At 76.3% G+C, this 20,841-nt stretch carries 15 protein-coding genes; 10 read left to right on the forward strand and 5 right to left on the reverse strand.

All coding sequences use genetic code 11. The features are described 5' to 3' along the window. Nucleotides 1–5: 5 nt before the first annotated feature. The gene (locus tag AMPC_RS19685) at nt 6–932 is read left to right on the forward strand and encodes a glycoside hydrolase family 16 protein (protein WP_248343268.1); all 927 of its coding nucleotides are present in this window, start codon (nt 6–8) and stop codon (nt 930–932) included. Nucleotides 933–1,016: 84 nt separating this feature from the next. On the opposite strand, the gene AMPC_RS19690 is transcribed toward AMPC_RS19685, so the two are convergent. Next, the gene (locus tag AMPC_RS19690; protein ID WP_248343269.1) at nt 1,017–3,881 is read right to left on the reverse strand and encodes a beta-glucosidase; all 2,865 of its coding nucleotides are present in this window, start codon (nt 3,879–3,881) and stop codon (nt 1,017–1,019) included. Nucleotides 3,882–4,094: 213 nt separating this feature from the next. Between AMPC_RS19690 and AMPC_RS19695 the strand changes: the two genes are divergently transcribed. Further along, complete coding sequence (locus tag AMPC_RS19695) at nt 4,095–5,111, forward strand: alcohol dehydrogenase (RefSeq protein ID WP_248343270.1); 1,017 nt, start codon at nt 4,095–4,097, stop codon at nt 5,109–5,111. Nucleotides 5,112–5,124: 13 nt separating this feature from the next. On the opposite strand, the gene AMPC_RS19700 is transcribed toward AMPC_RS19695, so the two are convergent. Then, a complete protein-coding gene (locus AMPC_RS19700) occupies nt 5,125–5,382 on the reverse strand; it encodes a MoaD/ThiS family protein (protein ID WP_248343272.1) in 258 nt (85 codons plus the stop codon). Continuing rightward, nucleotides 5,379–6,590 carry a WD40/YVTN/BNR-like repeat-containing protein gene (locus AMPC_RS19705; protein ID WP_248343274.1) on the reverse strand — a complete coding sequence of 404 codons (1,212 nt, stop codon included), beginning with the start codon at nt 6,588–6,590 and terminating at the stop codon, nt 5,379–5,381. Before AMPC_RS19705 ends, AMPC_RS19700 begins: the two co-directional genes overlap by 4 nt. Before the next feature lie 131 nt (nt 6,591–6,721). On the opposite strand from AMPC_RS19705, the gene AMPC_RS19710 reads away from it, so the two are divergent. Beyond that, nucleotides 6,722–7,636 (forward strand): hypothetical protein, encoded by a 915-nt coding sequence (locus tag AMPC_RS19710; RefSeq protein ID WP_248343275.1) that lies wholly within the window; start codon nt 6,722–6,724, stop codon nt 7,634–7,636. A 9-nt stretch (nt 7,637–7,645) separates the two neighbouring features. Further along, nucleotides 7,646–9,079 (forward strand): methyltransferase domain-containing protein, encoded by a 1,434-nt coding sequence (locus AMPC_RS19715; protein WP_248343277.1) that lies wholly within the window; start codon nt 7,646–7,648, stop codon nt 9,077–9,079. Nucleotides 9,080–9,147: 68 nt separating this feature from the next. On the opposite strand, the gene AMPC_RS19720 is transcribed toward AMPC_RS19715, so the two are convergent. Further along, nucleotides 9,148–10,617 (reverse strand): FAD-binding oxidoreductase, encoded by a 1,470-nt coding sequence (locus tag AMPC_RS19720; protein ID WP_248343279.1) that lies wholly within the window; start codon nt 10,615–10,617, stop codon nt 9,148–9,150. Between the two features lie 204 nt (nt 10,618–10,821). Here AMPC_RS19720 and AMPC_RS19725 point away from each other — a divergent pair, with 204 nt between their 5' ends. Then, nucleotides 10,822–12,768, forward strand: coding sequence for a sigma-54 interaction domain-containing protein (locus AMPC_RS19725; RefSeq protein WP_248343282.1), 1,947 nt, complete (start codon nt 10,822–10,824; stop codon nt 12,766–12,768). A 313-nt stretch (nt 12,769–13,081) separates the two neighbouring features. After that, nucleotides 13,082–16,645, forward strand: a complete 3,564-nt coding sequence (locus AMPC_RS19730) for a CxxxxCH/CxxCH domain c-type cytochrome (RefSeq protein WP_248343284.1) — start codon at nt 13,082–13,084, stop codon at nt 16,643–16,645. A gap of 310 nt (nt 16,646–16,955) precedes the next feature. On the opposite strand, the gene AMPC_RS19735 is transcribed toward AMPC_RS19730, so the two are convergent. Further along, nucleotides 16,956–17,996 (reverse strand): zinc-dependent alcohol dehydrogenase family protein, encoded by a 1,041-nt coding sequence (locus tag AMPC_RS19735; RefSeq protein WP_248343289.1) that lies wholly within the window; start codon nt 17,994–17,996, stop codon nt 16,956–16,958. Between the two features lie 130 nt (nt 17,997–18,126). On the opposite strand from AMPC_RS19735, the gene AMPC_RS19740 reads away from it, so the two are divergent. The 4 genes from AMPC_RS19740 (at nt 18,127) to AMPC_RS19755 (ending at nt 20,839) form a co-directional block, all read left to right on the forward strand. Next, a complete protein-coding gene (locus AMPC_RS19740) occupies nt 18,127–18,513 on the forward strand; it encodes a DUF488 domain-containing protein (protein WP_248343290.1) in 387 nt (128 codons plus the stop codon). Then, entirely contained in the window at nt 18,513–19,127 is a 615-nt protein-coding gene (locus AMPC_RS19745; protein WP_248343292.1) for a histidine phosphatase family protein, read from the forward strand. Before AMPC_RS19740 ends, AMPC_RS19745 begins: the two co-directional genes overlap by 1 nt. Before the next feature lie 117 nt (nt 19,128–19,244). Further along, a complete protein-coding gene (locus tag AMPC_RS19750; RefSeq protein ID WP_248343293.1) occupies nt 19,245–19,841 on the forward strand; it encodes a histidine kinase in 597 nt (198 codons plus the stop codon). 68 nt (nt 19,842–19,909) lie between these two features. Beyond that, nucleotides 19,910–20,839, forward strand: a complete 930-nt coding sequence (locus tag AMPC_RS19755; RefSeq protein WP_248343295.1) for a DMT family transporter — start codon at nt 19,910–19,912, stop codon at nt 20,837–20,839. Nucleotides 20,840–20,841: the final 2 nt, after the last annotated feature.

The following is a 20,841-nucleotide window of genomic DNA, read 5'->3' on the forward strand; positions in this document are numbered from 1 at the left end:
CGGCGATGGGCGGCTGGCGTTCCAGCGTGGTGGCGGTGGCCGGGCTCGCGCTCGCGGCCGGCTGCGGCCTCATGCCGCCCGAGAAGCAGCAGTCCACCCCCTCGGCGACGCCCACCCCGCCGCCCGTGCCCGGGCCGACGCCGGTCCCGACCCCCACCGGCTCGCCCACGCCCGGTCCCACCGGCACGCCCATCCCGTCGCCGCTCCCCGGCTACCACCTCGTCTGGCACGACGAGTTCGACGGCGGCGGCCTCGACCCGACGAAGTGGACCGCGGTCACCGGCCCGCGCCGCGACTCGCAGCGCACCACCGACGCGGTCTCGGTCCACGACGGGATGGTCACGCTCGAGACCTACACGGAGGGCGGGACGCACTACACCGGCTTCCTCACCACCGGGACCGCCTTCGCGCCGACCTACGGGTACTTCGAGGCGCGCATCCGCTTCGACGACGCGCCCGGCGAGTGGTGCTCGTTCTGGCTGCTCTCGCCGGACAACGGCAACCCGCTTGGCGACCCGGCCGTCGCCGGGGCCGAGGTGGACATCGTGGAGCACCGGGTGACGGACCCCAAGGGCTGGACCGCGCTGCGCGACCTCGTGAAGGAGGAGGTCCACTGGGACGGCTACGGCGCCAGCGAGAAGAGCTCTCCCGAGCACGTCGTGCCGCTCGCCGACGGGAGCCCGGTGCAGGGGGCCTGGCACACCTACTCGGTGCTCTGGAGCGACCAGGGCTACTGGTTCTACGCCGACGGCGCGCTCCTCCACAGCTTTGCCCAGGGGCTCTCGAAGCGCGGCGAGCAGGTGATGCTCACCTGCGAGGTCGAGGACGCTTCCTGGGCCGGCTACGTCCCGACCGGCGGCTATGGCGCGCGCGGCGCGAGCCAGGTGCACATGGACGTGGACTGGGTCCGGGTCTGGGCGGCGGGGCCGTAGGGGCGGCGCCCCCTCCCTGGCCCTCCCCCGCTTCGCGGGAGAGGGGAGCACCTCGCCAGCACCGAGGTCAGCCGGCGACGCGAGCTATCGCCGCCGCCGCGCCAGCCCGGCGGCGGCGAGCAGCCCCAGGAGCGAGGCGGCCCCGCCCGCGCCCCCCGAAGCGCAGCCCCCGTGGCCAGGGCTGGCCGTCGCGGTCACCGGGCCGGCGCCGGGGGTCGGAGTGGGTGTGGGGCCGGGCGCCGTCACCGCGCCGCCGATCGCGCCGGTGAGCAGGATCTCCCGCGACGAGCTCCCCACGAAGACCGGCGTGGCGCAGTCGGGCGCCGTCCAGGCGTGCTTCGCCGCGTCCCAGCGCTCGAGCGCCTCGGGCGCGAGCGGGATGGTGACCTGCTGCGACGCGCCCGGGGCGAGCGCCACCTTGGCGAACCCGGCGAGCCGCTGCGGCACCGGGTCGGCTTCGCCGGGGCACGGCCCGACGTAGACCTGCGCCACCTCGGCGCCGGCCCGCCCGCCGGTGTTGGCGAGCGTGAACGACACCTGCGCGGTGCGCCGGCCGCTCCCGTCGGTCGTCGCCGGCCCGACCGCGAGGCCGGAGTAGCCGAAGGTGGTGTAGGAGAGGCCGAAGCCGAACGGGAACAGCGGCGTCACCCCCTTCGCGTCGTACCAGCGGTAGCCCATGAGCAGCCCCTCCGACCAGGCGACCACCGGGCCCACCGCGTCCGACGCGGCGGGCGGCCCGGCGCCGACGGGGGTCTGGTCGAGGGCCCGCGGGAAGGTGAGCGGGAGCTTGCCCGACGGGTTCACGTCCCCGAAGAGCACCCGCGCGATCGCCTCGCCCTGGAGCTGCCCCGGGTACCAGGCCTCGACCACCGCAGGGACCGCGTCGAGCCAGGGCATGGCCACGCCCTGCCCGGTGGTGAGCACCACGACGGTGCGCGGGTTCGCCGCCGCCACCGTGGCGATGAGCGCGTCCTGCTGCGAGGGGAGGGCGAGGTCGGGGTGGTCGCGCTCCTCGGAGCCGTAGTCGCGCGCCACGACCACCGCGACGTCGGAGGCGGCCGCGAGCGCCGCCGCGTCGCGCACCGGGGCGAGCACGGTGCCCGGCGGCACCTGCCACCCCAGCTTCACGTCCCCGCCGCGGTCGGTCGCGACCCCGATGCTGGCCGCGTCGGCCACGTAGTCCACCCGGATCGCGTGGCGCGAGCCGGCGTCGAGCTGCACCGTCGCCGACCTCGACTCGAGCTCGTGCGTGCCGGAGTGGTCGAGCACGAGCTGGCCGTCGAGCCAGACCCAGCCCTGCCCGCGGTCGGTGAGCGTGAGCGTGTAGGTCCCGCTGGCCGGGGCGGTGAGCGTGCCGTTCCAGCGCGCCGACACCTTCTGCAGGGCGAAGCTCTCCTCGAGCTGCGGCTCCGAGGAGGCGTTGATGCTCGGGTAGTCGAAGAAGCCGAGCGAGAGGGCCACCTCGTGGTCCACCCGGATCACCTCGGGGGGCCCCGCGAAGCTCGGGTTGAGCCAGTACTGGCCGCGCAGGCCGCGCGTGCCGTCGTCGAACCCCTCCGGCGTGAGCACGGAGGAGGGGATCGCCGGCGGCCCCGGCAGGAGGTGGGCCGCGGTGACCGGGTCGCCGCCCGGCGCGAACTTCACCTGCACCCCCTGGCCGGCGCGCGCGGCGATCCCGTCGAGCGGGCTCACCGAATAGGTGGGCTCGACGCGCGCGGCGCCGCCGCCCTGGGTGGCCGCGTCGTTGGCGTCGGCGCCGATGACGGCGACCGACCGCACGCCCGCGCCGAGCGGCAGGAGCCCGCCCGCGTTCTTGAGCAGCACCATCCCCTGCTCGGCGATGGCCCGCGAGCGCCCGGCGTGGTCGGCGTCGGGCAAGGGGCCCACCTGCACCGGCTGGTCCATGAGGCCGAAGCGGAACATGGAGCGGAGGATCCGGCGCGCCTTGTCGTCCACCACGTCGCGCGCCACGGTGCCGTCCTGCACCGCCCCGAGCAGCGAGTGGCCGAAGTACTTCTCGAACGCCAGCTCCTGGTCGAGCCCGGCCTCGGCCGCGAGCCGGGTGCCGTGGATCGAGGCCCAGTCGCTCAGGACGTAGCCCTGGAAGCCCAGGTCGCCCTTGAGGACGTCGGTGAGGAGCGCCCGGTCCTCGCAGGCGAACTGCCCGTTCACCCGGTTGAACCCGCACATCACGCTGCCGACCGACGCGTCGGCCACCGCCGCCTGGAACGGCCGCAGGTAGAGCTCGCGCAGCGCCCGCTCGTCCACCTCCGCGTCCACGGTGAAGCGGTCCGTCTCCTGGCCGTAGGCGACGAAGTGCTTGGCGTCGGCCAGCACCGGGTGCTTCTGGATGGCCTGGATGAGCGGGACGGCCATCCGGGCGGCGAGCAGCGGATCCTCGCCGAAGCCCTCGAAGGTGCGCCCCGCGAGCGGGTCGCGCGCGAGGTCGAGCGTGGGGCCGAGGAGCACGTTGTGGCCGGTGAGGAAGGCCTCCGCGCCGAGCACGTCGCCCTGGTCGGCGGCCAGGGCCGGGTCGAAGCTCGCGGCGAGGGCGATGGGGGCGGGGAGCAGGGTCGCCTTCCCGCCGTTCACGTGCTGGTACGGGATGCGGATGCCGGCCGGGCCGTCGGTCATGGTGAGCGCCGGAATGCCGAGCCGGGCGATCGGCGCGTCGTAGTAGCCGTAGAGCAGGCAGCGCTCGCCGGTCGCGAGGTCGATCTCCTCCTCGAGCGCCATGGCCCGGAGCAGCGCCTCGGCCCGCGCGTCGGGCGGCTGGCTCGCGTCCTTCCACGGGGTGGACGACGGCGGGCCCTCGTCCGAGCCGAGGCTCGGGCCGGGGCAGTACGGCGGCGGCGCGGCGCGGGCGTTCGCCGTGAGCGCTCCGAGCAGGAGCCCGAGGGCCGCCTGGGCGAGCGCTCCGCGTCCTGTCCTCGAGCGGGCGTGGAGCATCAGTCGAGCCGTGCGCCGTGTCCCTGGCGGCCTCCCACCCCGCAAGGTAGGGCGAGCGTCGCGCCGGGCAACGAACGGGCGGCTGCTCGCGAGAGGCCGGCTCGAGCCCGGGCCGGTGAATCCTGGGCCGGTGGCTCAGCGCGTCGCTAGGCTTCCTGGCGCCGGCGGCGTGCGCCGGCCCGCGGGGGGCGCGGTCACGCCCGGGAGGATCCGATGGCGACGACGAGAGCGTTCGAGGTGCCGAAGCCGGGCGCGCCCTTCACCGGCGTGGATCGTCCGCTGCGGGCGCCGGGCCCGGGGCAGGTGCGGATCGCGGTGGAGGCGTGCGGGATCTGCCACTCCGACGCCTTCGTGCGCGAGGGCCACTGGCCGGGGCTCGCCTACCCGCGGGTGCCCGGGCACGAGGTGGTCGGGCGCGTGGAGGCGCTCGGCCCGGGCGTGACCGACTGGCGCGAGGGGCAGCGCGTGGGCGTCGGCTGGCACGGCGGCCACTGCGGCACCTGCGAGGCCTGCCGGGCGGGCGACTTCCTCCAGTGCGCGCGCGGGCTCGTCTGCGGCTTCACCTACGACGGCGGCTACGCGGAGCACCTCGTGGCCCCGCAGGAGGCGCTCGCGGCGGTGCCGGACGGGCTCGACCCGGTGGCCGCGGCCCCGCTCCTCTGCGCCGGGGTCACCACCTTCAACTCGCTCCGGAACAGCGGCGCCCGCGCCGGCGACCTCGTGGCGGTGCAGGGCATCGGCGGCCTCGGCCACCTCGGGATCCAGTACGCGCGGCAGCTCGGCTTCCGGACCGTGGCGGTCTCGCGCGGCGCCGACAAGCGGGCCCTGGCGCTGGAGCTCGGGGCGCACGAGTACCTGGACCAGGAGGCCGGCGACGCCGCGCAGGCGCTGCAGGCGCTGGGGGGCGCCCGGGTGATCCTGGCGACCGCCCCCAACGCGCAGCTCATGTCGGCGCTCGTGCCCGGCCTCGGCCGGAACGGCACGCTGCTCGTGATCGGCGCGTCGGCCGACCCGCTGCAGGTCGCGCCGGCGCAGCTCATCGGCCGGCGGCTGCGGATCCAGGGCTGGCCGAGCGGCACGCCCAAGGACTCCGAGGAGACGCTGGCGTTCAGCCTCCGGAGCGGCGTCGCCTCGCGGAACGAGGTGTTCCCGCTGGCGCAGGCGAACGAGGCCTACGCGCGGATGCTGTCCGGCGCGGCGCGGTTCCGGGTGGTGCTGAAGGTGCGGTGACGCCGGCGCGCCGTCACCCGCCGCTCAGCGCCTGGACGATCTGCACGTCCTCGCCGGCTCGGAGCGGCCGGGCGAGGTCGAACACCTGCTCGCCGTCCACGAACACGCGGACGTGCGGCCGGATCCGCCCTTGCTCGTCGATCATGCGGAAGCGGAGGCCGGGGTAGCGGCGGTCGAGGTCGTCGAGCGCCTGGGAGAGCGTGCTCCCGGACGCCTCCACCTCGCTCGCGCCGGTGTACGACCGGAGCGGCGACGGGATGAGCACCTTCATCGGACTCCGTCCGCCTCTGCCGCCTCCACGGCGTAGATCTCCGGGAGGTGGCGCGCCAGGCAGGCCCAGCGCCCGCCCTCGTCGCGGCTCGCCCAGACCTCGCCCGCGGTGGTGCCGAGGTAGAGCCCGACCGGCTCGCCCGCGTCGGCCGCCATCGCCTGGCGCTTCACCGTCCACCAGGCCTGGCGCTCGGGGAGGCCGCCGTCGAGCCGGCGCCAGGTGCGGCCGGCGTTGCGCGTGACGTAGGCGGCGGGCTTGCCGTCGGGGCTGGTGCGCGGCCAGACCGTGGTCCCGTCCATCGGGAAGACCCAGGCCGTGTCGGGATCGCGGGGGTGCACCACCAGCGGGAAGCCGATGTCTCCCACCCGCCGCGGCATGTTGCGGCCGATGCGCACCCACTCGGTCGAGGGCCGGTCGAGCCGGTAGATGCCGCAGTGGTTCTGCTGGTAGAGCCGGTCCGGGCGCGCCGGGCTGTAGCGGACGCAGTGCGGATCGTGGAACGAGAGGTTGGCCGGGTCGAAGCCCTCGACCACCTCCATCCCGGCCACCACCGGCGTCCAGCTCTCGCCGCGGTCGAGCGACTCGTGCACGCCGCCGCTCGACATCCCGAGGTAGAGGTGCGCCGGGTCGCGCGGATCGACCAGGATCGAGTGGAGCTTCGGCCCGTTGGGCGTGCCTCCCTGCGCGCCGCCGGTCCACTCCGCGTAGCGCGGGTGGTCGTTGAAGCCGGCCACCGGCTCCCAGGTGTCGCCGCCGTCGGCCGACCGGAAGAGCCCCTGGGGCGAGGTGCCGGCGTACCAGGCGCCGGGCTCGCTCGCGTGGCCGGGCGTGAGCCAGAAGGTGTGGTCCACGACCCGGGCCGGCTCGCCCTCCCGCGCCTTCGGGAACGCCGGCGGGCGCTTCGCCTCGGCCCAGGTCCGCCCCAGGTCGGTGGAGCGGAAGAGGGTGGGGCCGAGGTGGCCGGTGCGCGTCGCGGCGAGGAGGGTGCGCCGGTCGCGCGGGTCGAGCACGAGGTGGTGGATGATCTGCCCGAGGAAGTGCGGCCCGCGGACCTCCCAGCGGCGGCGGCTCGGGTCGCCGAGGTAGATCCAGGCCCCCTTGCGCGTCGCGACGAGGAGCGCCAGCCGCCCGCCGGCGGGTGGGCGGCGGCGGGGCTTCGCGGGGGAGGACGTGCTCCGGGCTCTGGCGGTTCGCGCGGTGGGCGGCATGGCCCCTCCTGCTCGGGGGAGGCTCCGGTCATGTGGCGGTCCCCGGCTCCAGGCAAGCGCGGGAGGGGCGACTCCCCTTCCAGGCAGGTGGCGGCGAGGCTTCCGGTCCCTCGCGCCGCTAGGAGAAGGGGATGCACGGGCGGCGCACCGCGCGCGACCTGGAGACCGGCGCCGCCGCGCGACCGGCCGCGCCGGCCCCTGCCGCGGCGCAGGGCTCCGAGCCGCTGCGCATGCTGCGCCGGCGAGGGCTCACGCCGCGCCCGCTGCGGCCGGACCTCCCCTTCGACGCCGCGCGCCCGGAGCTCGCCGCGGCCATGGCCGACCGGCTGCGCCACTACGCCTTCCGGCTCTTCCTGCGCGGCGCCATCCTGCGCCCCGGCGGCTTCGCCCCGACCGAGCCGACCCGCTACCTCGCGGAGCGGCCGGCGCGCGCGCAGGCCGAGGACCTCGTCCGGCTCGGCCTGGCGGAGCGGCTCGACGGCGGGCGCTACCGGCTCGTCCGGCCGTGCCGCACCTTCGGCGGCACGCTCGAGTGGTGGCTCGGGCGCGAGCTGCGCGAGCGGCTCGCGTTCGAGGTGGAGACCGGCGTCCGCCTGGGGGCGCCCGGCGTGGGCGGCGACCTCGACGTGGTGGGGGCCGCCGAGGGGCGGCTCCTCTACCTCGAGGCGAAGTCCTCGCCGCCGAAGCACCTCACCGACGGCGAGGTGATCGCCTTCCTGGCGCGGGTCGAGGCGGTGCGCCCGGACCTGGCGCTCTTCGCGATGGACACGGCGCTCCGGCTCGCGGACAAGGTGGTGCCGATGTTCGCGGCGGCGCTCGGCGGCGCGGTCCGGCCGCGCCGGCTCGTGCGGCAGGTCTACGCGCTCGGGCCGCACCTCTACCTCCTCAACGCGCGGGAGGATCTCGTGGACAACCTCTGCCGGGCGGTCGCGGCCGGCTTCCGCGCGCTCGCGCCGGACCTCCCCGCGCGCGCGCCGGGGCCCGAGCGGGCGGCGGCGCCGGGCCGTCCCGCCGTCCCGGAGGCGCCCGGGGACCAGGCGGGGTAGAACCGGCGCATGGTCCTCGTCCACCGGTCGATCCCGCCGCGGGTCCCCTCCGAGCGGCCGCCGCTCCTCGTGCTCCTGCACGGGATCGGCGCCGACGAGGAGGACCTCCTGCCGCTGGTCCCGTCGCTCGATCCCCGCTTCCACGTGGTCTCCGTGCGGGCGCCGCACCTGGCCGAGCCGATGGGCTACCGCTGGTGGGCCATCGACTGGAGCGCCGCCCCGCCGCGCGCCGACCCGGCGGAGATCGTCGCCAGCCGCGAGCTCCTGGCCCGGTTCCTCGAGGAGGCGGCGGCCGCCTACGGCACGGACCCTGCCCGCACGCAGCTCTTCGGGTTCAGCCAGGGCGCCATCCTCTCCCTGGCGCTGCTCCTCGCCCGCCCCGACCCCGCGCGCGGCGTGGTGGCCCACTCCGGCCGGCTGGCGCGCCTCCCGGGGCCGGAGCCGTCGGTCGAGGCGCTCTCCCGCGCGCGAGCGCTCCTCCTGCACGGGACGGAGGACGACGTGGTCCCGGTCGAGCTCGGGCGCAAGGCGGGGGAGGTGCTCGCGCCGCTGCTGGGGACGCGCCTCGAGCACCGCGAGCTCGCCGGGCTCGGGCACGGCATCTCCCCCGAGAGCCTCGCCCTGGCGGCGCGCTGGCTCACCGCGCGGCTCGACGAGGAGGCCGCGGGCGCGCCCGCGGCGGCGGCCGGCGCGGACCACGACCGGGCGCTCTCGGCCGCCTTCGACGACCAGGCGGCGAGGTTCGAGCGCGCGCCGGTGCAGTCGGATCCGGCGGCCCTGGCGCGCCTCGTCGCCTTCGCCGGCCTGCCCCCCGGCGCGCGCCTGCTCGACGCCGGCTGCGGCCCGGGGCTCGTGGCCGAGGCCTTCCTCGAGGCCGGTTACGCCGTCGAGGGCGTGGACCTCTCGGCCGACATGGTCGCGCGGGCCCGGGCCCGCTGCGCCCGCTTCGGCGCGCGGGCCTCCTTCTCGCAGGGCTCGCTCTTCGGGCTCGCGGCGGGGCCCTTCGACGCCGCCGTGTCGCGCTTCGTGCTCCACCACGTCGAGGATCCGCTCGCGTTCCTCCGCCGCCAGGCGGCGCTCCTGCGGCCCGGCGGCGTCCTCGTGGCCTGCGACCACTCCGGCGACCCCGACCCGGCGGCCGCCGCCTGGCACCAGGAGATCGAGCGGGCCCGCGACCGGACCCACACCCGCAACCTCCCGCCCGGCGAGCTCGTGGACCTCCTCGCCCGGGCCGGGCTCGAGGCGCTGTCGCTGCGCGAGGAGCCGTTCGCGCTCGACTTCGACGAGTGGTTCGACCGCGGCTCGCCCGACCGGCCCAAGGCGGCGGTCCGGGCGCGCCTGCTCGAGGGGCGGTCCCGGAGCTTCGCCCCCGCGCCCCAGCCCGGCGGCGGGATCCGCATCGACTCGCTGCGCGTGCTCGTGCGCGGCGTGAAGCCGGGCTGAGGCCCCCGCGCCCGGAGCGGCGCCGGGCGAGCGCGGCCCCGCGCGCCGCCCGGCGGCGAGGGATCGGCTCACCCGTCCGCGGCGACCCGCGCCGGCTGGATGTTCTGGTTCTGGCGGAACAGGTTCTCGGGGTCGTACCGGGCCTTGAGCCTCGCCAGCCGCTCGTAGTTCGGCCCGTACGCGCCGAGGCTGACGCGCTGCGCCTCGTCCTCCGGCATGAAGTTCACGTACACGCCGCCGGTGGCGTAGGGCGCGAGCCGCGCGAAGAGGTCGCGCGCCCAGCCGACGCAGGTCCGATCCTCCGACGGATCGCCCCAGCGCGTGTGGACGTTCACCACGAACGCGACGTCCCGGTGCGGGTAGGCGGTGGCGGTCGGGGCGACGCGGTTCACCGCCCCGCCGAGCTGCGCGACGAAGACCTCGCACTCCGGGGAGGGGAGCCGGCCGGCCGAGCTGGTGAGCAGCTCGATGCTCGCGTCGCCCAGGTCGAGCAGGTCGTGCGACTTCCAGTAGTTGCGCCGGCCGGGCGTGAGCAGCGGGTCGAAGGCCTGCTGCCAGGCCGTGAACGGGGCCGGCCCGATCACGTCGGCGATCGGCTGCCCGAGCGCGCGGAACGGCGCGACGGCCGCCTCGCCCCCCTCCGGCGGGCCGACGTAGCAGACGGCCAGCACCAGCACCTCCTGGCCGTGGACCTCCGGCGGCAGGAAGGGGAGGGGCGGCGCCTTGCGCATCACCACCCAGCAGGTGAGGTCGTCGGGCGCGCGCCGCGCCGCCTCCCGGTAGCCGCGCAGGACCTGCTTCGCCGACGAGAACGGGTGGACGACGAGGCCGGCCAGCACCTGCGGCCCGACCGGGTGGAGCCGGTACTCGAACGAGGTGACGACGCCGAAGTTGCCGCCGCCGCCGCGGAGCGCCCAGAACAGCTCGGCGTTCTCGCGCTCGCTCGCCCGCACCTGCTCGCCGGTCGCGAGCACCACGTCGGCCGAGAGCAGGTTGTCCACGGTGAGCCCGTGCTTGCGGCTCAGCCACCCGAAGCCGCCGCCCAGGGTGAGCCCGGCGATCCCGGTGGTCGAGTTGATGCCGAGCGGCGTCGCGAGCCCGTGCGCCTGCGCGGCCTGGTCGAGCTCGCCCAGCACCACGCCCGGCTCCGCCCGCGCGGTCCGGGCCGCGGCGTCGATCCGCACCGCCTTCATCGGCGTGAGGTCGAGCATGAGCCCGCCCTCGCAGACGGCGTTCCCGGCGATGTGGTGTCCGCCGCCGCGGATGGAGAGCCGCAGGCCGCGGTCGCGCGCGAGCTCCACCGCCCGCACCACGTCGGCCGCCGCGGCGGCGCGGATGACGGCGCCCGGGCGCCGGTCGATCATGGCGTTCCAGATCGTCCGGGCCTGCTCGTACCCCGGCTCGCCGGGGAGGCAGACCTCTCCCCGGAGCTCGCGCCGGAGCGTCGCCAGGGTCTCGGGGTCGGGGCGCCAGGCGGCGCCGTGGCCGTCGTCGGGCGCGGCGCGGCCGGTCTCGGTGGAGGTGCTGGTCTCGATCACGTGTTCCTCCTCGCCCGCTGGCCGGGGGCCGGTCGTGCGCGGGCAGTGCTCCTCCCTCGCAGGCGGCGTGCCAGCCCGCGCGATGCGCGGCCGGGCGCGCCCGGCGCGAGCTCGGTGCCGGCCCCGGCCCGGCCGGGCGCGTCGACGGTTCGTCGGCGACGAGGGCTCGCGCCGGTTAGGTCGAGTTCTCGTCGCGGAGGCCGGATGCCCGGAGAGGCGGTCGCGGGGGCGAGGCGGATCGACGAGGACGCGGCCCTGCGCGCCATCGTGGAGGGCACCGCCTCGGAGACCGGGCGAGCCTTCTACCGCGCGCTCGTCCGGAACCTGGCCGCCGCGTTCGACACCTACGGCGCCTGGCTCACCGAGGTCGAGGAGGGCGCGCCGGGGCGCCTGCGCGCGCTCGCCTTCTGGCTCGGCGACCGCTTCGTCGAGCCCTTCGAGTACGACGTCGCCGGCACGCCGTGCGAGACGACGGTGCGCGAGGGGCGGCTGGTCCACATCCCCGACCGCGTGGTCGAGCTCTACCCCGACGACCCCATCTCATTCCCCCAGCGCGTGGTCAGCTACCTCGGGATCCCGCTCTTCGGCGCGGAAGGGCACCTCATCGGCCACCTCGCGGTGGTGGACGTCCGGCCGATCCGCGACGACAAGCGCCTGCTCACGCTCTTCGAGCTGTTCGCGAGCCGGGCGGTGGCGGAGATGCGCCGGCTCCGGCTCGAGGGCGAGCTGCGGGAGCGGCAGGAGAAGCTCGCCGGGCTCATCGGGAGCGCGCTCGACGCCATCGTGGAGGTGGACGCCGCCTGGCGCATCACGCTCCTCAACGCCGCCGCCGAGAAGGCGTTCGGGGTCTCGGGCGCCGCGTTCCAGGGCGCGCCGATCGACCGGCTCCTCGGCGAGCCGGCCGCCCACCAGGTGCGCGGCCTCGCCGAGGCGCTGGCGCACCGCGGCGGGGCCGAGCGGAGCCTCTGGATCCCGGGCGGGTTCGTCGCCCAGCCGGAGGGCGGCCGGTCCTTCCCGGCGGAGGCGACGCTGTCGCGGTTCGAGGCCGGGCAGCGGTCCTACTTCACGCTCATCCTCCGCGACGTGGACGCGCGGGTGGAGGCCGAGCGCACCATCCAGAGCCTGGCGGCCACCACCGCCTACCTGCGCGAGCAGATCGCCGAGGTTCGCGGCTTCGGCGACGTGGTGGCCCGGAGCCCGGCGATGCTGGCGGCGCTCAACGCGGTCACCCAGGTCGCGGCGACCTCGGCGTCGGTCCTGATCCTGGGCGAGACCGGCACCGGCAAGGAGCTCTTCGCGCGCGCCATCCACGAGCGGAGCCCGCGGCGGGATCGTCCCCTCGTAAAGGTCAACTGCGCCGCCATCCCGGCCACGCTCATCGAGAGCGAGTTCTTCGGCCACGAGCGCGGGGCCTTCACCGGCGCGACCCACCGCCGGGAGGGGCGCTTCGCGCTGGCGGACGGCGGGACCATGTTCCTCGACGAGGTCGGCGACCTGCCGCTCGCGCTGCAGGGGAAGCTCCTGCGGGTCCTGCAGGAGGGCGAGTTCGAGCCCGTCGGCGGCTCGCGCACGCGGCGGGTGGACGTCCGGGTGATCGCCGCCACCAACCGCGACCTCGACCAGGCGGTGCGCGCCGGCGAGTTCCGCGCCGACCTCTACTACCGGCTCGGCGTCTTCCCGCTCCGGCTCCCGCCGCTCCGCGAGCGGGAGGACGACGTGGTGGTCCTCGCGGAGGCGCTCGCCACCCGGCTGGCGCGGAGCCTGGGCCGGGCGGTGCCCGCGCTCCGCCCCGAGGACGTCGCCGCGCTCCGGGCGTACCCGTGGCCCGGGAACGTGCGGGAGCTGCGGAACGTGCTCGAGCGCGCCCTCATCACCTCGACCGACGGCCTGCTCCACCTCGACCGGTCGCTGCCGGGGGACCACCCCGGCGCGCCGGCCGCGCCCGCGCCCCCGCCCGCGGGGGAGATCCTGAGCGAGGACGCCCTGCGCCGGCTCGAGCGCGACAACATGCTCGCCGCCCTGGCGCGGGCCGGCTGGCGCGTGGGTGGAGAGGGCGGGGCTGCGGAGCTCCTGGGGGTGCGGCCTTCCACGCTCAAGTCGCGGATGAAGGCGCTCGCCATCGCGCGACGCCCGGGGCCCGGAGCGCCTTGAAGCCCGGCTCTCGGGGGCGCGATGCCTCCAACGAGTGAGTATTTCGGGCTCCCGCCATCACGCCTGGTCAACGATTTGCATTTGTGGTGCATGTTCCTCGCGCCCGCGCCCACCTCGGCCGGGTATGCTCGCCATCTGGCGTGGCGCCGGCGCGAGGGGTCGCGCCGAGACGCCGGCGACCGAGGCGCGGGGGACGGCGCCTCGACCGGCCGGCGGCGCACGCGAGGGGGGTTCGACATTGGCTTGCGAGAGCTGGCCCGGCCTGCGCCGGGCGTGGAACGGGGCGCGTGGCGGCTCCGCCCTCTGGCGGAGGGTGGCGCTCGCGCTGGCGCTGCTCGCCGGACCGGGCGCGGCGCGCGCCGGGACGGCCACGGTGGCCGGCGTGCCCAGCGCGACCGGCCGCTGCGGCGTCCTCACGGTCACGGCGCCGTACTCGGGCGACGACGACCAGAACAACTCGCTCTACTTCTCGACCAGCCCGGCCGGCGCGGCCCAGTGGACGGGGCTGACGCAGGCCACCGCGGGCCACCGGGCCTCGCCCTACGTCTTCACCATCCCCGACCTCGCCCTCGGCGCGCTGTACGACGTGAGGCTGTACTTCTTCGATTCGGGCGGCAGCCCCGGCTACCTCTACGTCACCGGCGTGAGCGGCGGCTCGACCGACTGCACCGCGGCGGGCGCGGTCACGGTGACGCAGGGGCTCGGCGCCACGCCCTCGCTCGTCGTCTCCGCCAGCTACTCGTCCGACTCGGGCGCGAACAACGGGCTCTCCTACCGGATCCGGACGCCGTCCGGCACCGGCGCCTGGTCCGGAGCGACCACGCTCGGCCACGCGCCCTCGCCCTACGTGTTCACGGCGTCCGGCCTCGCCTGCGGCGCGAGCCACGACGTCGAGGTGACCTGGCTCGACGCCGACGGCGTCGCCGGCGCCGCCTCGCAGCTCGTCACCGCCACGCCGACCCGCTGCAGCGCCGCCGGTGTGGCGAGCGCGGCGCTGCCGTCCTGCATCCGGGCCGACGTCGCCGCGCCGGTGTCGTTCGACGCCAACGGCGACGGCGCCACCACCTTCGAGCGCGGCGCCGCGGCCACGGGCCCCTGGGCGCCCGCCTGTACCGCCACGGGCGCGGGGCCGCGCAGCTGCGCCGACGCGGCGCTGCTCCCGTCCACCTCCTACTGGTACCGCGTCACCACCTCCGATCCCGACGGGGTGAGCGGCCCGGCCACGCAGGTGATCGGCCCGTACGTCACCACGGCCTGCGATCTCGTCGTCCCCCAGGCGCTCACGGTGACCGTCGGCTCCTGCGCGCTCGTGACCGCGAAGGCGTCCTTCCTCGGCGACTCCAACGCGACCGGGGCGGTGGCGTTCGAGCGCGCCGGCGCGGCGGCCGGGCCGTTCACGCCGGTCCGCGGGTGCGGCAGCGTCGCCGGCCCGAGCCCGCGCACCTGCGACGACGTCCTGGTGACGCCCGGGAGCGTCTACTGGTACCGCGCGAGCTTCACCGATCCGGACGGCGTGGTCGGGGCGAGCCCGGTCGCCGGGCCGATGGTGGTGCCGCCCTGCGCCGGCGGCGGCGTCCTCACGCTTCGTCCGCACCCGCTCGGCCAGGCCGGCGCCGTGACTGGCGCCCCGGGATCGAGCAGCGCGGCCGTGGCGCGCTTCGCGCTGGAGGCGACGGTGGGGCAGGTGGAGGTGACGAGCCTGCAGGTGGCGGCGGACGGGACGGCCGCGCCGCGGCAGGACGTCACCGCGCTGCTGCTCTACCGGGACGCGGACGGGAGCGGGACCCTCTCGGCCGGAGACGCGCTCGTCGGGACCGCGCTCTGGGATCGCCTGCGCGCGAGGTACGCGCTCCCGGGCTTCTCCGTTCCCGTCGGGACGACGAGCTACGTCCTCGTGGCCGGCGTCGGCTCGGCCGCGCGACCCGGCGCCACCTTCACCCCCTCGCTCGCGCCCGCGGAGGTCGCGGTCCTCGCGCCGAGCGTGGTCACGCCCGGCGCGGCCGCGCCCGGCGGCACGCTGCGAGTGACCGGAACGCCGCTGGGGCAGCCGGCCGGGAGCACCGCCGCGAGCACCCACGCGCCCTCGGTCTCGATCCTCAACCCGGGGCGGGGCGCCGCGACCGGCCGGACCTTCCGGGTACAGGTCCAGGTCCACAGCCCGCTCGCGCTCACCGCCACCTGCGGCGCGGGGGCGCAGCCCTGCGTCGAGCTCGGCACGGACGGCGCGACCTTCCCCTACCTCCTCGCCCAGAACCCCCGGTACGGCGCCGCCGCCGGGGCGAACGCCGGGGTCTACGAGAAGACGCTCACGCTCGCGCCGGGGAGCTACCTCCTCCAGGCGCGCGCGACCAGCGCCGCGGGCACGATCTACTCCGCCCCGATCGACCTGGTGGTGAGCGCGCGCGGCGGCGACGGCAACCTGCTCGGGCGCGAGAGCTCGAGCCAGCTCTGCGCCGACTGCCACGCGGTGAAGAGCCACGGGAGCCAGAGCACCGCCGATCGCGTCAGCGGCCTCAGCCGGTACGGCTCCTGGTCCACCAACTGCCGCGACTGCCACGACGTCCACGGGACCAGCAACACCCACCTCCTGCGCGGCGAGATCGCTCCGCCCCCGGTGAACGGCTACCAGGGGCACCAGCCGGTGAGGTTCGGGGGCCGCGGCGGCTTCGGGCAGGGCGGGAGCGCGGCGACCGGCTCCTACGCCAACCAGGACGGCAGCGGGCCGTGCCAGGTCTGCCACACCCGCACCAGCCGCTGGACCGCCTCGGGGCCGGTGGACGCCTGGCACCGCGGCGACTGCGCCTTCTGTCACCCGCACCAGGACGGCTTCCGGGCCAGGCCCTGCGACGACTGCCACGGCGCGCCGCCCGCGACCGGCGCGCACCTCGCCCACTACCGCGACTCCCGCTCGCCCCCGCTCTCGTTCTACGCCGACACGCGCATCCTCCAGGACTACCTGCCCGGTGGCGGCGCCGGGTACGTGTTCGGCTGCGGCAACTGCCACCCGCTCGACTTCGCGAAGCACGGGAACGGGCAGGTGGAGGTGGAGCTCCACGACCCCGCGGCGCCAGCCGGGAGCCTCAAGGCGCGCGCCTCGCCGTCGGCGGCCTACGAGCGGTCCGGCGGGACCTGCAGCGGCGTCTACTGCCACAGCTCCGGGCAGCGGGCGCCCGCGTACGCGGCGACGCCCGGCTGGCGCTCGGGCGCGCACCTCGGCTGCAACGGCTGTCACGCCAACCCGCCCCGCTACGCCAGCGGCGGCGCCGGCGCCGACACCGCCAACTCGCACCTGTACCCGACGAGCGGGTACCCCGGCGGCCACTTCGGCGGCCTCCCGTCGTGGTCGCACGGCTCGCTCCACGGCCGGCAGGCCACGCACATGGGCGCCTCGCCCATCACCTGCCAGACCTGCCACTACGCCACCACCGACCCGGCCGGCGCCGGGCCCTCGGGCTTCTACTGGCTCGACACCACCGGCGACTACACCTGGCCCGGGGACAGCGGCGATCCCGCCTGCCCGAGCTGCCACACCGGCGCGGCCGGCAAGCCGCCGCCGGGCGCGGGGCGGGTGCTGCCGCTCCGGCACGTGAACGGGACGCGAGACGTGGTGCTCGACCCGCGCACGTCGCTGACGGTCGCGACCGGCTTCACCTGGCTGCCGGCCGGCGCCGACCAGCCCAGCCGGCCCTACTGGGAGTCGCCCCGCCAGCTCTCGACCACGCCGCCGGTGGCGACGACCAACGGCGTGACCCTCTCGCTGGACGTGGCGGCCGGCCGCTACGACCCCGCGGCCAAGACCTGCACCGTCGCCTGTCACCTCTCGGGCGAGACGGTGCCGTGGGGGCGCAACGCCGGGTGCGGGCACTGCCACTACTAGGGTGAACGGCCTCCCTCGGCTCAGCGCTCCCAGCGCTCCCGCTCCCCCGTACGCGCCCGGCCCGGGCTGAGCGGCCGGGCGCCTGCGCTCGCGCCTCCTCCGGATGCGCCAGCGACGACCCGGCCCGCGAGGTGGCCGACCTCGCCGAGGCCGCCGGGGTGTCGCTCTTGCGAGACCTGGGCGGCCACGCCGGGATCGAGCCGTTCGTGCGGGAGGGGTACGAGCTGGTGACGCTCTAGGCCCGGAGAGGACGGCTCCCTGGCGCGCGAGGGTGGGCGGGTGAGCGGGGCGTCCGCGCTGGCCGGGACGATCAGAAGCGGGTGACGACGGTGACGCCCGAGCCCTCGAAGCGGTCCATGGTCGTGAGCGCCTCGATCGACTCCTCGAGGCCGATGGTCCGCCCGACCAGCTTTCCGGGCGCGAGCTTCCCCGACGCGATCATCGCCAGCATGGCGTCGTAGCGGTGCGCCTGCATCCCGTGGCTGCCCCGGAGCTCGAGCTCGTACGCGATGACCCTGTCCATCGGGATGGCCGGCCTGGCCTGCTCCGCGAGCATCAGCCCCACCTGCACGTGACGGCCGCGCCGGCGCAGGTTGCTGATGGAGTCGAAGCAGGTGGCGGGGTGCCCCAGGGCGTCGATCGAGACGTGGGCGCCGCCCCCGGTCAGCTCGCGGACGCGCTCGACGACGCTCGGGACGGCGGTCGCGTTCACGGTCGCGACGGCCCCGAGGTCGCGGGCGAGCCGGAGCTTCTCCTCCGAGATGTCCACGGCGACCACGCTGGCGCCGAGCGCGCTCGCGATCTGGACCGCCGAGAGGCCGACCCCGCCGCAGCCGTGGACCGCCACCCACTCCCCGGCGGTGGTCCGCGCCTGGTCCACCACGGCCCGGAACGAGGTGACGAACCGGCAGCCCAGGCTGGCGGCGGTGGCGAAGTCGAGGGAGTCGGGCAGCCGCACCAGGTTCACGTCGGCGCGGTGGATCGAGACGTACTCGGCGAAGGAGCCCCAGTGCGTGAAGCCGGGCTGGAACTGCGCCTCGCAGACCTGGTGGTTGCCGGTGCGGCACTCCGGGCACTCGCCGCAGCCGCAGACGAACGGGACCGTGACGCGGTCCCCGGCCTTCCACCGCCGCACCTCCCGGCCGGTCGCCTCGATCACGCCGGCGAGCTCGTGGCCGGGGACGTGCGGGAGGCGGATGTCGGGATCGTGCCCCTTCCAGCCGTGCCAGTCGCTCCGGCAGACGCCGGTGGCCATGACCCTCACGACGACGCCGTGGGGCTCCGGGACCGGATCCGGGACCTCGGCGAGGCGGGGAGGGGCGGAGAACGCGTCGTAGATCACTGCTCTCATGGGTGGCCGGGCTCCTTCGCCCGGAGCTTACCGTGTACCGGTTGTCGGCAGGCGCCCGGATCGTCTACCTAGAGGGGAGAGCCGCCGCGAGGCCCGCGCCGGCGACGCGCCCGCGAAACAGGGGGGAGCCATGGGAGTTCGCATCGTCCGCCTCGGAACGCCCCGGTCCCCGGGGGAGGGGCTGCGGATCGGCACCGTGCGCCGGCCGCCGCGCGGGGTGCCGGCGGCGCGCTTCGCGAAGGACGACTGGTACGACGTCTGGTACCCGAACCTCGCCCCCAGCGTCCCGACCATGAAGCTCGCCCAGGCCGCGCGGACGGAGCGCGACTGGGCGGCGTTCGTGAGGCGGTTCCGCGCGGAGATGGCGCGCCCCGAGGCGAGCCGCACGCTCGACCTCCTCGCCGCGCTCTCGCGGACCGCCGACTTCGCGGTCGGGTGCTACTGCGCCGACGAGGCCCGCTGCCACCGATCCGTGCTGCGGGAGCTGCTCGCGGCGCGGGGCGCGAGGGTGGCGTGATGCCGTCCCCGTCGCCGGAGCGACACCTCCTCCTCGTCCGCCACGGCGAGACCGACTGGAACGCCTGCGGTCGCTGGCAGGGGCACACCGACGTGCCGCTCAACGCGACGGGCCGGGCGCAGGCGCGGGCGCTCGCGGAGCGGCTGCGCGCCCACCGCGTCCGCGCCATCGCGTCGAGCGACCTCTGCCGCGCGCGCGGCACGGCCGAGATCGTGGGCGAGGCGCTCGGGCTCGAGGTGGGGCTCGTGGATCCCGACCTGCGCGAGCGCGCCTACGGCCGCTGGGAGGGGCTCACCCGCGGAGAGTGCGAGGCGAGGTACCCGGAGCACTGGGCGCGCCACGCCTCGGATCCCCGCGTGGCGCCGCCCGGCGGGGAGTCCATCGAGGACCTGCTCGCGCGCGTGGTCCCGGCGATCCACCGCGCCTGCGAGGCGCTCGACGCGCCGGCCCTGCTCGTCACGCACGGGGGCGTGATGCGGGCGTTCCTGTTCGCCGCGCTCGGCGGCGGCGCGCTCCCGGCGCCGCCGGTCGTCCGGAACGGCGCCGTCTGGCGGGTGCACCTCGTGGACGGCCGCGTCGTCGGGGCGTCGCCGCTGGAGGGCGAGGGGGCCTGAGCTGGACGGCCCGGACGGGTCCGGCGCGTCCCCTGGAATGTTCGCACCTCGTCCCGCATTCACCTACACGGGCCGGTTCCCGGCCGAGAAGAGACCGAACGCGAGACGGGAGACGACGTGATCGAGGCGAGCGAGATGGAGCACGGGATGCAGACGAGCGACCGCGGCCGCGCCGCGGGGACCGCAGGGCGGCGGCCGGGCGCCTCCCTCCCTGGCGGTCAAGAGGAGTTCCCGCTCGACCTGCGCGAGACGACGCTCGCCGCCGTGTGCCGCAGCGCCCTCGACGACGTCGCGGCGAGGTTCCCGAACCGCCTCATCGCGTACGCGCCCGATCCCGAGGCCGGCCGCGAGGGCGCCGGCGAGTGGGACCCGCGCCGCGTCACCTACGCCGTGACCATCCTGCTCGAGGACGCGCTCAAGCGGACCCGCGAGACCGACCTCGTCTCGGTGCGGTGGCGGGAGCACGAGGGCGTCGTGGCGCTGCGCGTCCAGTACCCGCGCCCGCTCGAGCGGGGCGATCAGCTCGTGACCTGCTTCGAGCACGGCGTGCAGCCCGACGGCGCGGACGACGCCGTCGGCACCCTGCGCATCCTCGCCGCGCTCCGGATCGCGCGGCAGCACGGCGGCCACCTGGCCCGGGTGCGGACGCGGGCGGGGACCGCGTACGTCCTCGAGCTGCCGCGAAGGCAGGGTGGGGAGACGTTGCCGGGATAGCCTCACCGGCGCTCGGGATACGTAGAAGTCCCCCACTCGCCCGGCGGCGCGCTATCGTGTCCGCCCCCATGCCTTCCCCCCGCCCCGCGCCGCCCTCCGCGCTGCTGCTCTTCACCATTCCCTCGTTCATCTGGGGGACGACCTGGCTGGTCATCAAGTTCCAGCTCGGCGTGGTAGCGCCCGAGGCGTCGGTGGCCTGGCGCTTCGCGCTCGCGGCGCTCCTCCTCTTCGGCTGGTGCGCGCTGCGGGGGATCCCGCTCCGCTTCCGGGCGCGCGAGCACCTGCACCTGGCGCTCCTCGGCCTCCTCCTCTTCGGCCTCAACTACGTGCTCGTCTACCTCGCCGAGGGCTCGCTCACCTCCGGCCTCGTGGCGGTGCTCTTCGCCTTCATCGTCTTCTGGAACCTGCTCGGCGCCCGCGTCTTCTTCGGCACGCCCGCGCCTCGCGCGGTGGTGGGAGGCGCGGCGCTCGGCGTGATCGGGGTGGGGCTCCTCTTCTTCCCGGAGGTGACGAGCCTGCGAACCGGCGCCGGTCAGGGGCTCGGGATCGTCTACGCCACGCTCGGCACCATGGTCGCCTCCGGCGGCAACCTCTGGTCGCAGCGGCTCTTCGCTCGCGGCGTCGGCGTGGTCCCGGGGACCGCCTGGGCCATGGCCTACGCGTCGCTCCAGGTCCTCGCCTGGTGCCTGGTGCGCGGCGTGCCCCTGGCCTTCGACTGGCGCCCCGCGTACGTGCTGTCGCTCCTCTACCTGGCGCTGCTCGGCTCGGTGGTGGCCTTCATCTCCTACCTCACGCTCCTGCAGCGCATCGGCGCCGGGCGCGCCGGCTACACCGCGGCGGTGATCCCGGTGGTGGCCATGGTCGCCTCGACCCTCTTCGAGGGTTACCAGTGGAGCGCCGCGGCGGTGGGCGGCCTCGTGCTGGTGCTCGCGGGGACGGTGCTCGTGCTGCGGGCCAAGGAGCGGGCCGCGCAGGTGCCGGCCGCCGTGGAGGCTTGACG

The sequence above is a fragment of the Anaeromyxobacter paludicola genome (assembly GCF_023169965.1).
Classification (GTDB): Bacteria; Myxococcota; Myxococcia; order Myxococcales; family Anaeromyxobacteraceae; genus Anaeromyxobacter_B; species Anaeromyxobacter_B paludicola.